Origin of the sequence: Spirosoma sordidisoli (genome assembly GCF_004138325.1) — a bacterium.
Classification (GTDB): Bacteria; Bacteroidota; Bacteroidia; order Cytophagales; family Spirosomataceae; genus Spirosoma; species Spirosoma sordidisoli.
Genome location: NZ_SBLB01000002.1, coordinates 708,158 through 721,992, shown reverse-complemented (window position 1 = coordinate 721,992; position 13,835 = coordinate 708,158). Strand labels below are relative to the sequence as shown.

Here is a 13,835-nt window from a genome sequence, read left to right as displayed (position 1 = left end):
CCAAACGACTATGTCTACCAAACCAAACGAAGGGAGTGCGCCGGTCAATCGCCGGACCGTACTGGCTCAGCTGTCGGCGCTTGCTACCGCTGGCGGGTGGCCCGAACCGGCCGGGGATCGTCCCTCTGGTGCCCAACGAAGAGCGGTCCCGGTTGTCGAAAAGCGGGTACGAAAGATTGCTACCGAAGAAGCGTTCATGATTCCCGAAATAGCTACGGCCGTGCGCGACCTGGCCAAACGGGGTGGCTCGAACCTGGATCTGAAACTCCTCAGCGCAATTTACGGCACCCCCGACCTGATGGCCTCCAAAGATCAGACGCAGGCGCCCCCTCCGGTGTCGAACCGGGACGCCAGTTCTCGATTGATGCTGCCCAAGTTGCTGGACCTGGATGCCGGTCGCCTGGCCGATATGGACGCGAACGGGGTCGATATGCACCTGCTCTCGCTGGGACTACCGGGTGTGCAGATGTTTGAACCCGATCAGGCGGTGGGCCTGGCCCGGCTGGCCAACGACCGGCTGGCCGAGGCCATTCGCCGTCATCCGACTCGTTTCGCGGGGCTGGCCTGCTTTGCGCCCCAGAACCCGTCCGAGGCTGCCCGGGAAATGGAACGGTCGATTCATGCTCTCAGGCTGAACGGGTTTCTGGTCAACTCCCATACCGGCAACGGCTACCTGGATGAACAACGGTTCTGGCCTATCCTGGAAGCCGCCGAAGCCCTGGGCGCCCCACTTTACATTCATCCCCGCGCTCCGTCAGATGGCATGGCTGCCCCTTTCCGTGACTACCGCATCGAAGGGGCTATCTGGGGCTATGGTATTGAAGCCGGTACGCACGCTCTTCGGTTAATGCTGAGTGGGGTTCTGGATCGCTTTCCCCGCCTGCAGATTGTTCTGGGCCATATGGGCGAAGCACTACCGTTCTGGCTGTGGCGGCTCGACTTCATGGGCGCACCCGGCGCCCGGGCCGGTCGGGGAAACCAGCTCAAACCGAGCGAATACTTCAAACGTAACTTCTCGATCACCACCAGTGGTGTTGAAGACCCGCTGGCGCTTCGGTTCAGCATCGACAAGCTCGGCCTCGACTCGGTTATGTGGGCCATTGATTACCCCTACCAACCCACAACGCCAGCCGTTTCCTTTATCGAATCGGCAACGCTCACGGATGATGAACGGGCCAAAGTAGCGCATAGAAACGCCGAGCGCATCTTCCGGATTAGCGCCTAAGCGAACGGCATTTATGTAAACATTAAACCATAAGCTATATGAATCGCACAACGATGAAATCTCTAATCCTCATCAGTACCCTGACAAGTCTGGTTCTGCTTTTTGCGACGCCGATGCAAGCCCAACAAAATGCCGATTCGTTGGCTATCCAAACTATTCTTCAGGAAGAAGTCACGTCCTGGAACAGCGGAGATGCGGTTACCTACTCTAAACGGTTCGCCGAAACCGGAACGTTTACCAATATTCGGGGTATGTTTTTCACCGGGCACCAGCAGTTTTTAGACAGGCATGTGGAGATCTTCAAAGGCATGTTTGCCAATACGGTTTTACAGCAGCAGGTAGTCTCGTTCCGGTTTCTCGGTCCCGATGTCGCCGTTGTTGAAACACTCACTCAGGTTGCCGGATTTCCGAAAGGCGGTGGGCCAAAAGCTATTCACGTCGACGATAAGGGACGCCTGCATACCCGGCTGCTTCAGGTTTTCCAAAAGCAAACAGGCAACTGGAAAATTGTCGTCTACCACAATGTCGACCTAAAGCCAGACACGCCCGTTCCGGCACTCAGGTAGGGAACGAAATAGCCCCCTACGCAGCGTACCGGCAGATCAGGTATTTAGCTGACTTACAAACTAGTACCGCTTACACAGTAAGTGTATATGCGTAAAGGTATTATTCTTTTCTTCGTTAAGACGTGCAGATAAAAGGGTCAGTAGCCATCGATGCATACTCTTCCTTTGCTCTACGTATGGCTCAATCCAGACCGAAACAGCCATTGATGGAAGGTCATGGACAAGCTCTTGTACTACTGCCTGGCGGCCCATTCGACCTGACCGCGTGAACCGATCGCTCCAGGTTACTCGCGGATTCGATTGCAGCCATTCAACGTGTAGCATGCCAACTACAAGGGGACAGTTTATGGTGAAGACAGGCATGGTCGTTCCGTACTTCTTCGGTTTCGGATCCGGCCAGCTATGGAGATTACCAATAAGGCAAGGCCCGGTTCGTAAAGGTCTGTATAACTGACCTAGGGGTTAGTATAACCCGTGGTAGTCCGCTTAGTATCGATCACATGTTAACCAATGCGGTATGTTTCGTTTGGCTCATGCGTATTTCAGAAAGGTTGTCGTATTACTGCTGGTTACAGCTTCTGGTAATACGTATGCTCAGCGGCCCCATATTATTTACATCATGTCGGATGATATGGGCTATGGCGATTTGAGTTGTTATGGAAACAAAGACTACCCAACGCCTAATCTGGACAAACTAGCTTCTCAGGGGATAAAGTTTGTCAATGCCTATTCGGCGGCTCCGGTCTGCACGCCAACCCGCACCGCTTTTATGACGGGCCGGTATCCGGCCCGAACGCCGGTTGGGCTGAAAGAACCCCTGACTAAAAGCAAAAAGGATAGTGCCGTTGGATTAACCCAGGCCTATCCTTCGGTAGCCTCGTTATTGAAAGCGGCTAATTACGAAACCGCTTTGATCGGCAAATGGCACCTGGGTTTTCGGCCTGAACATAACCCGACAAAAAATGGGTTTGACTACTTTTTTGGCATACTCGCTGGCGCGGCCGATTATACAGCTCACAAGAGTGGCCCCCCTGGACAGCGGGCCCATGATCTGTATGAAAATGATACCCCTGTTTATCCCGAGGGGTACCTCACCAATCTATTTACACAGAAAGCAGCTGCCTTTATCAGGAAACCCCATGACAAGCCTTTCTTTCTGGCCATTATGTTCAATGCCCCCCATTGGCCCTGGCAAGGACCTTCCGACAAGGCTTATGCCGATACCATTGACTTTACAAAAAATGGCTCCCGCTCAACGTATGCAACCATGGTCAAAAGGCTTGATGAAGGAATTGGAGAGCTGATGAAGAGCCTCGATGCGGCCCACTTGTCGGAGCAAACCCTTATCATCTTCACCAACGATAACGGGGGCGAACGATTCTCGGATAACGGCGGGCTATCTGAAGGGAAGATGACCTTATGGGAAGGAGGTATCAGGGTACCGGCATTCGTTCGATGGCCAGGCCAGATTAAAGCGGGTACTGTTACCCAACAGGCTGCCATTACGATGGACTGGACAGCGACCATTTTATCGGCAGGGGGCGCCAAAGCCCCGGCAGCTTTCCCGTTGGATGGGATCGATTTGATGCCAGTTTGCAGAGGTGTCCAGAAAACCGTCGACCGAACCTTTTACTGGAAGCAATTTCATGGCAACAAACAGCAGGCGATTAAAGATGGCCACTGGAAATATCTACAGGATCAGCAGGGAGAGTACCTGTTTGACCTGGCGAATGACCAACCCGAAAAAAACGATCTGAAAGAAAGGCATCAGGCCATTTTTGCCCGGCTGAAACGAAAATACGCGGACTGGGAAAAGACGCTGCTGGTAGCAGACTAAAACCAGGGTCAGGTACTCCCTGAACTATAAGACGCCTGATGCATGAATACCCTACTAACAAGACGGCGGTTTCTACAGGAGCTTTCGCGGCTGACGGTGCTGCCGACCGTAGCCCCTGTTATCCCCTATTTTAGACAGCAGGCCGCTCCCCGCATTGGGTATCTGGGTGGAGCGGGGGTTTTGGCCCTGGAAGACGTTTTTCGGCAGGAGATGACGACACTGGGATATTCCGAAGGTAAAAACATTCATATTGAGCAGAGGCTGGCCCGACCCAACACGACCGATGCCGCAGCTATGGCGGCTGAGCTGGCGCAAATGGATTTATCCCTGATCGTTGCGGCTTCCCTTCCTTTCGCGCTGGAAATACGAAAAGCGAATCCAGCGATGCCCATGGTGATTACCACTTGTCCGGGCCTGGTCAGCAACGGTTTCGCCAAAACACTGGACCATCCCGGCGGCCTTTATACAGGCCTGGATGAACTGCCCCCGGGCCTTACTGCAAAGCGGCTTCAGCTGTTGCACGCCGTGGTGCCAGATGCCAAACGCATTGCCCTGCTGTCGACTACACCGGGCGTTGGTGGCCACGAAACCCAGGAAGCCGACGCCCGGCAAGCAGCGGCCGGTCTGGGCCTACAAGTCAGCGTCTACCGGGCAGCTTCATTGCCGGCTTTACAAAACGCATTAAGCGAGATACTGACCGATGGTATGAACGGCCTGTTGAGTTTTCAGGGCGCCGTGTCCCTTGCGAACCGCCAGCTCCTTGTCGACTTCGCTACGCAGCACCGACTGCCCGCCATCTATCAGGCAACCGCCTTTGTGGAAGTTGGCGGGCTCATGTCGTGGGCACCTGACCTACCGCAGCAGTTCCGCGAAGCCGCCCGCTACGTAGACAACATACTGAAAGGCGCCAAGCCGGGCGAGCTCCCGGCCAAGCATCCGGAGAAGTACTACCTGACGCTGAATAAAAAGGCCGCTAACCAGATAGGCGTCAGCTTTCCCAACGAGTTACTGGCACAGGCAAACCAGGTTATGGACCGTTGAACAAGCATCTACACAATTACTGACTTTCCCATATATAAACATATCCGGCAGCCCCTCGTCAGCTTTCGGGTATGGATCCCCCGCTCTGGTTACTAGGATAAATAATCATTGAATTGTACATGTGCTAGCGACATGTACCCTGGTTTTTCGCAACTCTTAATCAGTCGTTGCAGGGTCGGTCGTCATGGTGTCGTGGTACAGGATTCATTGTTTGGCCATCGTCAAAACCGACTAATGAATGGTTTACCATTTTCACTCGACTTTTAAAACCTTTACCGGTTCAATTTGCCCCGCTCGAATGGTTTGGGATAGAACAGTCAGTAGTCCGACTAGGGCAACAAAACCAAAGGCTATGCTTACATGTACGAGACCAAAATCCAGATAACTGCCCATCTCTTTTCTGAGTAAATCACCACAAAATAAGCCCGCTGGAACACCAATAAGGCCGGCAATAAGCATGAGAACACCAAAATTTCTGGTAAGTATCCACACCAATTTCAGATTGTTTGCGCCTAATATTTTTCGTATACCCAGTTCTTTCGTGCGCGTTTCTACGGAGTAGCTGGCTATGCCTAAAATGCCTAACGCAGCGATTATTAGGACAATCAGGGCAGAGCCTCCCAAAATTTCCATTTCTCCACTGATTTCTCCTGAATAGCGATACGCTTTTACATTATAAAGATTGGCTGTTTTCTCAGGAAAATAATCTTTCCATACGGCTTGAATGGCCTTGGTCGCTTCTATTTCTGTAAATGGCTTTATTTTTATAGTCAAGGTGGTTATCTCATTGGGCAAATACCGATAGAGTAACGGGCGTTGCTGGCCAATAATCTCATTGGGTAGGATGCCAATGACTTGTACAAAGGCAGAGTCCAGTAAGAGATTTTGCCCCACCAGGCTCACCGATTTAGATGCCAGTAATGTTGCGGCAGCTTCATTTACCAACACATATTGCTCCGTACTTTGGGGCATGTGTTCAGGAAAATTCTGCCCGGCTAGTAAGCGGACACCTTCTGTTTCAAGGGTTCGCGGGTCGATACTTACGTAATTTATTGCCAGCGTTTTATTGTTTATCGTTACAGAATCCTTACCCATTTTAAGGGGCTCATAGTACCAGTTCGTGGCCAAAGTCGTTTCTACCTGACTTAACTTAGTTATTTCGTTTTGCAGGTTCTGATATTTTTCACCTTTTAAATCCAGTGTCAGTACATTGGATGGCACGGTTGAGTTAATAATAGCATTGTTTTTTCGATCATAATCGGCTACTATGACAACCAGTATCATAAACAGGATGGTCACAGAAAATTGAACGACGATCAAACCTTTGTAAACAGCAACACCCCGGAACAGCTTTATATTCTTCATTTTACGCAAAACCTGTATCGGCTGAAACGCCGACAATAGCCAGGCCGGAAAAGCCCCTGCGACTAAGCCTGTGATAACGGCGTAGGTGATCAAGCCTACTATCAGGGCTATATCCCAGGAGAATATCACATCATCCATGTCGGGTATATAGTTGGCTAAAATAGTAACACAGGGCACGGTAAACAACAAAGCAAATAGAGCAACAAGGGTCGATTCCATTAAAAATTGACCGATAACCTGTCCTCTTGTTGCGCCTATGGTTTTGCGAACACCTACTTCCTGCGCCCGGGAGAAAGCACGCGCCAATGCCAAACTGATGTAATTGAAAGCAGCTAAAAGGGTTAACGATAGAATTATGAATAGCTGCGTTTTTACGTCTTCCCAACTAGTACCTGCATTAGGGTTATTTTTAAGATCAATTTTTCCAGGGGTAATATTTTCCAGGGGTTGGGCCAAAAATTGAAGTTGGCTCTTATGCAATTTCTGGGTATAGTTCTGGAGCGTTGTATTAAGTTGCTCTGCATTACTGTTTGATTGTAAACGAGCATAAATGGCTGAACTCTTGAACCCTCCCCAATCGTGTGAAGCACTACTTATTACTCCTTTTTTTTCAAGCAGCTCAGCAGAACGAATTGACAACATGGCCTCAATGGGCAGATGGGTTTCTAAAGGCGGGTCCTGGATTATTCCCCCAACGGTATAATAGCCTAAATTTTCAACTAGAACTGTATGCCCTAAGACATTGGTGCTGCCAAATAATTTCTCTGCTGTTTTTTGGGTTAAAAAAAGTGTGGAAGAATTGTTGCCAAGACTTTGTGCATTCCCTGACAACAGGGTAAAGCCAAAAACATCAAAAAAAGAAGGTTCTGTAAATTTTATGTCAATAGGTATATCACCCTTGTCGGTTTGCAAATTATATTTTCCGGCCAGGCGTAGTTTTACCGTTCTCTCAACAAAGGAGACGCTGTCCAGTTGAGTCGCCAGGGGCAAAGGAGCGGTTGCCCAGTTGGTTTGTACCCCTTCGGTTGTTTCCTGGGTGAGTATGCGTACGAGTTGATTTAATTTTGGATGAAAATGGTCGGTATCAAACGTGGCTTTCAGGCCGGTAAACAGAATAACACCAACGGCCATACTGAGTGACAAACTGAGTATATTGACCAATGAAAAAAGTTTGTTTTTCCACAGGGTGCGCCAGGCGATTTTAACATAGTTGCGAATCATATCCGGATTAAGTAGAGATGGCGAGGGGTATTCAGGGGTAAAGTAAGGACGGGTGGTTGCCCGTCGCTTCGCGAAGAGCTCCTGTTGCCGGTTGGCCAGCCTGGCTACTCGACGCCGTAGGTAATAGGGTCGAATGACCTTCAGCGCTTCCAGGCCATACCACCAACGGGCTCGGCGGGAACCGACCTGGTCAACTCGCTGGACAAATTGCTCGTGCAGATCCCCCTGCAACTCTTCCAGCAGATCAGGGGGCGTCAACCAACTGAGCAGGCGGTCGGCCCAGCGGGGCGGCTGCCGGGACGACGGGTGCTGAGGTGTCGGGTCGGAGAAAGACTTGTCCATCGGTTAGGAAAAAAAAGGGGTGGGTAAAGCCTCCCAAAATCCCATCCGGAGTTGACGCATCTCCCGCAGTACCTGATGCCCAGCCGCCGTCAAGGTAAAAAAACGTTTGCGCCGTCCACCCCGGACCAGGGTAGCTCCCCCTAAGGCCGAGCCAACGAGGCCTTTTTCCTCCAGGCGATACAAAACCACATGCACTCCCGTCACGGACGTGGTTCGGTGGGTTCGTTGCTGGAGTTCGTCGGCAATGGTGACGCCATAGGCTCCTGTGGGATGTTGTTGAAGCAGGGCCACAGCGAGTAAGACCAACTCTTCAAACTCGCCCAGGTAGGTTCTACTCATACCAAATGGACTAGAAAAGTTATATTTCTTTAGTACTTGTTGAACAAATAGAGTGCCAACTATATAACTACCTATTTTTCAGCAATATATCCTGTAAATTAGTTTATACATGTCCGAAACCGTACAAATGCTGTCCGGTAGTAGGTATGCCTGGGCCGTTTACAGAAACTCTGATTTGCGCATGAGCACATTCTTCTAAATGGCTCCCCCTTGAGACGAAGCCCCTTCTTAGGCGAACCTGTAGGATTTAGCATAATGGGCTACCGCTTCGGCTTCTACCTGCTCGATCCACTCACTTTTGCACTGGCTGTAGGCCGTCGAGACCTGGCTATGAAGCCCCTGACAGCGGGCTTTCCTGAGATAGCGATTGATCCGATTGATGGACCGTGATCAATAGCTCTCCAAATACACCGGCTACTAATCTGCCTTCCTCTGTAGACAGCATGCTCCACCCAAGATTACAGACGACTCACTCTACCTTGTTCTGGCCCATCATAGGTCGCTGTTGGGAGCTAATTTTTAAATGAGCTAACTGGTGAACAGTGGTACAAATTACGAGTCAATAGCCAGTCTAAATCAGCGATCAAATTGCATTTACCACTAAATAGAATTAAAAACTCTCTCCGTCTTTTTGTGGACAAATTATGTTGTTCAAGACGTGGGCTGGTCAATTTCAGTGAATTTGTGTGAGCGCCCAGTAAACCGAACGATATAGATGACAACCTTATCCAGCCTCTCTTCCCACATACCTTCCACTCAGCCCCAATGGGTTAAGCGTTTTGCTAAGTTTGGCCTGGCGGCCAAAGGAGTTGTTTACTGCCTGGTAGGTATACTCGCGTTTATGGCGGCCTTCGAAATAGGCGGTCGTTCGGAACGTAACCTCAACAAACAGGGGATATTTCGATTCATACTGGAACAACCGTTTGGACAGATTCTACTGGCACTGGTGGCCATTGGTCTGGTCTGCTACGCCCTCTGGCGGCTAACTCAGGCTTTCCTGGATAACGAGAACAAAGGAACCGACGCCAAAGGCATTGGTCGTCGGGTAGGTTATGCCTTCAGCGGGTTGGTCTATGGATTCCTGGCTTATGGATCGTTCCGGATGGTACTGGGTAGCCAGGCAAGTCAGGGCGGAGACACGCGCCAGACCCTCGTTCGGGAACTACTGCAGAAACCGTTTGGCCAGTGGCTCGTCGGCCTGATTGGCCTGAGTATCATTGGCGTCGGGCTGTACCAGATCTACCGGGCCCTGTCGGGTAAATATCTGAAAAATGTTCAGACCTCTTCCATCAAAACGGAACTGAAGGAGATGATCATCCGGTCCGGTAAACTGGGATACATCGCGCGGGGTGTCGTCTGGGGAATTATCGGCTACTTGTTCATAAAAGCGGCCATGGCGGCTAATGCCAGCGAAGCCGGCGGCAGTAGCCATGCGTTTGCCTTCCTGGAAAAATCCAGTTACGGCTCGTATCTGCTCGGCGCCGTAGCGGTGGGTTTGTTTTGCTACGGCGTATTCATGTTCGTACGCGCCCGGTACGAAGTTATCAACACGAGTAACTAAAAAACGCAGATGAGTTTGTAAGAGGCTGTTCGAAATAAAGTAGTTTTCAGCCTCAGCAGACAACCGCTCAGGGTACATAGAAAGCCGCTAGCTGCTTTAAACGCGGCTTGACCAACGGGTTTTTCATGGGTTCGAATCGAGCCACTTCAACATTATCTTTTGTGACAACCACATAAAACGGCTGCTTCAGGCGGGTAGTGAGGTGATAGATCGTCACCAGCTCGGCAATGTCTTCAGTCCAGGCCGCCATACCATACAAGGACGGAAAAGGTGTTTGCGCAAGTTTCCGATACACGTCCGGAGCCATGCTGATTACCATCGGCCGACCACTCCGGAAACGGGTCTGCTCCAGCAGCGGATTGACGTATTCCTCAACAGGCGCGTTCATCGTGCGCCAAACCTCTTTGGTAAATGGTGTCGGTTCAACGAGTGCGTGTCTCTGCGAAGTTGGCGGGGTAATGCCCATCACCGCATCGACGACGTGCGTAGCCTCATGGAGCATTACGTAAAGGATGGCGTCCAGGCTCCCCCCTTCGACCCGCACAGCATAGCTGGAATCAGCGGTCCGGTTGAAGCAGGTATTTTCTTTCCACGATGCCCATTCGGAGATGGTCTCATTCAGCAAGCCCGCCCGAAACGTAATGTTGAACCGTTTCGGCCCGTCGCCTGAATCGAGCAGCGACGTCAATGCCGTGTTGGGCATGTTGTCCATGAAGCTGATGCTGTGCAGATGCTGCCTCAACAGTTGCTGATGTAACGGAGGCAACCGGGAAAAAGCCCTGCTCACCTTTTCGTTTTGGGCAGGTGTCAACTCGTGGTTAATGGGCTTCAGGCCAGCCTCGCGAAACATAGTAAAAACGCTTTCGGGGGCAATTTTTATTCGCTGAGATGGGTCATTATCGTACCTGGGGCTTACTGTTTGCGCCAGGGTAAGCCCTGAACACACCAGCATTCCCAAAGCCGAAGCGGCCCGTACAAAAACCGATTTGCCAATCATTGTATCGTCATTCGTTTAACTCAGGGTATTGCAGTTGGCTCACTACATGAGCCAACTGCAATACCCTGAGCCATTGGGAGTCAATTTTTGCGGGCTCCTTTTACCCTGAAATTCGTAAGGAACGGATAAGCGGGCCATCCAGTTCAAGGTGGTATTGCAAAACCGCCGGACTTCCGGGGAACGTGCCGCTCACTTCGACGGTCAGCTCGGCCGCGGGGCCGTTTTGAGTATAGTCAAGTGGTTTTAGCTGCATCTGGTACTTTTCGGACGCCTGCTGTATCCACTGCTTAATTTCATCCCGGCCCGAGTAGGATGATCCTTCGTCAGAGACCTGCGCTTCGGCGGTAAAAAACCCGGCAAAGGCGGTGCTGTTCAGGTCGTTCTGAGCCTTGATAAGGCCTGCTATGTTGTCAGGGAGGTTCATTGATATACTGTTTATGGTTGAGTAAGCAGATTCAACAGGGATGTCGGTTTGGAGCATTCCGGACTATATGGTGGGTATGGTGCCGCCGTCAATGACAAAGTCGGTGCCGGTCAGGTAGGCCGCCCGGGGCGATACCAGGAAGCCCACCAGCTCGGCCACCTCTTCCGGCCAGGCGGGTCGGCCGACCGGAATGCCGCCCAGCGCAGCCATTACCCCCTGAGCCGCCTGTTCGGCGGTGACGTCTGCGCTTTCGGCAATACGCTCCATCATTCGGCTCGACGCTGTGGTCATAATCCAGCCCGGCGATACGGTGAGCACGCGTACCCCTTTCGGAGCCACTTCGTTAGACAGGCTTTTGCTATAATTGACCAGGGCCGCTTTCGCAGCGGCATACGGCAGCGTGGCGTCATACAGAGGCAATTTGGCCTGGATCGACGCGATGTGGACAATAACTCCCTGCCCGCGCCTGATCATGCCGGGCAGAAACCCGCGGTCCAGTCGCACGGGTGCCAGCAGATTCGTTTGTAACGATGACAGCCAATCCGCATCGGACAGTACGGCATACCCACCACCCGGCGTTTCGGAGCCGCCCATATTATTAACCAGGATGTCCAGATGGCCGAATGTACTGAGTACTTCATCGATTACCTGTTGAGTGCCGTCCGGTTTGCTCAAATCGGCAGCGATGAAATGGATGTCATCCGGCTGGTCTTCGGGCTTGTTTCGGGCCGTACTGATTACCGTGGCACCTGCTTCTAACAGGCGATCGGCGATGGCCTTACCCGTTCCCTTGCTGCCGCCGGTAACCAGGGCAATTTTGCCCGCCAGTTCGTTGTCAATGGTAACCTTCATAACGCGGTTGTTTTGTTCAGGACAAATTTCGGGCGTACGACAGGCGCTGACAAGTACGGACTTACGAATCAGATAGGGACAAATTTATCCCTATTGACCTAGCCCGGACACCTGGTTATCTTTGTCATATGTACGAACGGAAAACACTGCCCGAGCTGAACTGCGGCCTCGACCTGATTGGCGAAGTATTGTATGGAAAATGGAAGATGCGGCTTTTGTGGTTCATCCACGAAGGCTTTCAGCGCCCCAGCGAGCTACAGCGAAAAATTCCGGGTGCTTCCCGGCGCGTGCTGAACGTACAGCTAAAGGAGTTGGAAAGCCACGAACTGGTGGGAAAGGTAATCTACCCGGTTGTACCACCCAAAGTCGATTATTATCTGACCGATTTGGGCCAATCGCTCATACCCATTATTGGGGCCATCGGGCAGTGGGGCGACCAGCATGATCAGCGATTACGGACGCTCATTCTGAAGAGCATCCACCCCTAACCACCCGTATGGCTGCCATAGGCAGGTTCTACCGCTTGCCGAAGCCATCGGGCATATCGTTGTAACGGCCTGGTATCTGCTTCGTACAGATCAGCCATGCAGTGTGGGCTTCAGAGGGTGTTTCGGGAAGGAATTTTATGAATTCTCGCTGGCCGGAATGGCTACCTGTACCCCCCAGTCCCTTCAGAGGAATTGTTTGGGGCAGTGTGGTCAAGTAGGAAAAGCTATGCAGAGACCGAATCTTACACCCCCCCAGCCCCTCAAACCGACTAAAGTCAGCAGATTCCTTCCCCAAACAAGCTCTGAAGGGCTCACTACGTTAACAAAGCTAGCCGAAGCCGACCTGCAGGTTGTGCTGGATAAGACCTATACGCTCAGTAACGTCAGGGAAGCCTACCGCGAAGCCCGTCTTGGCAAAACGATTGGAAAGTCGGTGATTGTTCCTGATTGACCGCGTACAGGAATCGTATGGCTACTGCGGCTACGGCTCAAGCACGGTTCTGGCAATATCGGCCGGCGTATGAAACAGGCTGATTCCGGGGTAAGCGGCCAGCGCATCCGGGCGGGTATAGCCCCAGGTCACTGCGCCAAAGGCCACGGTGGCTTCCCGAGCGGCTTCTATGTCGCGCACTTCATCGCCAACGCAAAGCGTCTCCTGCCGACTGGCGCCCATCTTTTCCATGGCGCGTTTGAATTTGCGCTGCTTGCTGAAAAGCGACGAGCCGCACCCGTAATGGCTGATCAGCGACGCGTTTACCGGGCCAAGTACCCGCCGTATGTTCTCCTCACTGTTAGAGCTGACGATCGCCAGCTTAACCCCCTGACCGGCCAACTGGCTCAACAGCTGAGGCACACCGTCGAATAAGTGAATCTGGTCGATATCCTGGCCCATGCGTCGGATGAATGAACTGACAATAAGCGGAATCTTCCAGGCGGGCAACCGGGCTCGTTTGATCATCTGGCGGGCATCGAGTCCCCGCAGCTGATCTACGTCCTGAGGCTGGATAACCGGAAAATTATAGGTGGTGGCGAGCGCATTCATGGTCCGCAGAAAATACGGGAATGAATCGGCGAGGGTACCGTCAAAATCGAAGATAATCAGCTTGAAGTTCATGGTAAGGATGGGTTTGTCAAGTTAGTCTGGTCCACGTCGGTTAACCGGCGGCTGGGCTGTTTCAGGAGGTGGTTGATGTACTGAGCTGCCACTAGTCCAGCAAAGGGTACGGTGGCCAGAAGGGTCCGTCGGGCTTTCATGCGGTTGGGTTGTTTACAGGCATACCCAAAGTTGCTACCCGCCCGGCTGGATTCAAACCGTCCTGTTATGAAGCGGTAAACTAGCCGATGAAACGCTAATTGTTTATTTTCGCTGACTCTACCTACTCCACCCAATACCTTCTTTCGCAATGACTTATGACCAGTGGTTCCTGCTTTTTACGGGAGCCGTGCTGGTTATGCTGATCGCTAACCTGATTCAGTGGGCCGTTTATCAGGAGCGCATCTACGGTCAGTACACGCTTTATATTCTACTTTGGATGACCGGGTTCGACCGGGTTCGGCGTTGACTATGTCCGCTTACC

14 protein-coding genes are annotated in these 13,835 nt (G+C 51.9%); 8 read left to right on the top strand and 6 right to left on the bottom strand.

Translation table 11 applies throughout. The features are described from left to right. Positions 1 to 10: 10 nt before the first annotated feature. From EQG79_RS11610 to EQG79_RS11595, 4 genes are all read left to right on the top strand, one after another. On the top strand, positions 11 to 1,225 hold the full coding sequence (locus EQG79_RS11610; protein ID WP_236648884.1) for an amidohydrolase family protein: 1,215 nt from the start codon (positions 11 to 13) through the stop codon (positions 1,223 to 1,225). A 53-nt stretch (positions 1,226 to 1,278) separates the two neighbouring features. After that, positions 1,279 to 1,791, top strand: a complete 513-nt coding sequence (locus tag EQG79_RS11605) for an SgcJ/EcaC family oxidoreductase (protein WP_161492803.1) — start codon at positions 1,279 to 1,281, stop codon at positions 1,789 to 1,791. A gap of 517 nt (positions 1,792 to 2,308) precedes the next feature. Further along, complete coding sequence (locus EQG79_RS11600) at positions 2,309 to 3,628, top strand: sulfatase-like hydrolase/transferase (RefSeq protein WP_077923362.1); 1,320 nt, start codon at positions 2,309 to 2,311, stop codon at positions 3,626 to 3,628. 42 nt (positions 3,629 to 3,670) lie between these two features. Then, complete coding sequence (locus EQG79_RS11595; protein WP_129601545.1) at positions 3,671 to 4,669, top strand: ABC transporter substrate-binding protein; 999 nt, start codon at positions 3,671 to 3,673, stop codon at positions 4,667 to 4,669. Positions 4,670 to 4,921: 252 nt separating this feature from the next. Here the strand turns inward: EQG79_RS11595 and EQG79_RS11590 are convergent, their stop codons facing one another. Next, positions 4,922 to 7,597 (bottom strand): permease prefix domain 2-containing transporter, encoded by a 2,676-nt coding sequence (locus EQG79_RS11590; RefSeq protein ID WP_240699338.1) that lies wholly within the window; start codon positions 7,595 to 7,597, stop codon positions 4,922 to 4,924. Positions 7,598 to 7,600: 3 nt separating this feature from the next. Then, positions 7,601 to 7,936, bottom strand: a complete 336-nt coding sequence (locus tag EQG79_RS11585; RefSeq protein WP_077923364.1) for a PadR family transcriptional regulator — start codon at positions 7,934 to 7,936, stop codon at positions 7,601 to 7,603. A 715-nt stretch (positions 7,937 to 8,651) separates the two neighbouring features. On the opposite strand from EQG79_RS11585, the gene EQG79_RS11580 reads away from it, so the two are divergent. Further along, complete coding sequence (locus EQG79_RS11580) at positions 8,652 to 9,497, top strand: DUF1206 domain-containing protein (protein ID WP_077923365.1); 846 nt, start codon at positions 8,652 to 8,654, stop codon at positions 9,495 to 9,497. Between the two features lie 67 nt (positions 9,498 to 9,564). Here EQG79_RS11580 and EQG79_RS11575 read toward each other — a convergent pair whose 3' ends face one another. The 3 genes from EQG79_RS11575 to EQG79_RS11565 all read right to left on the bottom strand — a co-directional run bounded on the left by EQG79_RS11575 (position 9,565) and on the right by EQG79_RS11565 (position 11,770). Further along, positions 9,565 to 10,347 (bottom strand): hypothetical protein, encoded by a 783-nt coding sequence (locus EQG79_RS11575; protein ID WP_240699337.1) that lies wholly within the window; start codon positions 10,345 to 10,347, stop codon positions 9,565 to 9,567. Between the two features lie 247 nt (positions 10,348 to 10,594). Beyond that, a complete protein-coding gene (locus EQG79_RS11570) occupies positions 10,595 to 10,918 on the bottom strand; it encodes a nuclear transport factor 2 family protein (RefSeq protein WP_129601543.1) in 324 nt (107 codons plus the stop codon). Between the two features lie 63 nt (positions 10,919 to 10,981). Beyond that, on the bottom strand, positions 10,982 to 11,770 hold the full coding sequence (locus tag EQG79_RS11565; protein WP_129601542.1) for an SDR family oxidoreductase: 789 nt from the start codon (positions 11,768 to 11,770) through the stop codon (positions 10,982 to 10,984). A 128-nt stretch (positions 11,771 to 11,898) separates the two neighbouring features. Here EQG79_RS11565 and EQG79_RS11560 point away from each other — a divergent pair, with 128 nt between their 5' ends. Together EQG79_RS11560 and EQG79_RS11555 are read left to right on the top strand one after the other, a co-directional pair. Beyond that, positions 11,899 to 12,258 (top strand): winged helix-turn-helix transcriptional regulator, encoded by a 360-nt coding sequence (locus EQG79_RS11560; RefSeq protein ID WP_077923369.1) that lies wholly within the window; start codon positions 11,899 to 11,901, stop codon positions 12,256 to 12,258. A 157-nt stretch (positions 12,259 to 12,415) separates the two neighbouring features. Next, entirely contained in the window at positions 12,416 to 12,709 is a 294-nt protein-coding gene (locus EQG79_RS11555; protein ID WP_129601541.1) for a zinc-binding dehydrogenase, read from the top strand. A gap of 30 nt (positions 12,710 to 12,739) precedes the next feature. Here EQG79_RS11555 and EQG79_RS11550 read toward each other — a convergent pair whose 3' ends face one another. Continuing rightward, positions 12,740 to 13,372: an HAD-IA family hydrolase gene (locus tag EQG79_RS11550; protein WP_077923371.1), complete on the bottom strand. Its 633-nt coding sequence runs from the start codon at positions 13,370 to 13,372 to the stop codon at positions 12,740 to 12,742. Positions 13,373 to 13,661: 289 nt separating this feature from the next. On the opposite strand from EQG79_RS11550, the gene EQG79_RS30965 reads away from it, so the two are divergent. After that, positions 13,662 to 13,820, top strand: a complete 159-nt coding sequence (locus EQG79_RS30965) for a hypothetical protein (protein WP_161492805.1) — start codon at positions 13,662 to 13,664, stop codon at positions 13,818 to 13,820. Positions 13,821 to 13,835 lie beyond the last annotated feature (15 nt).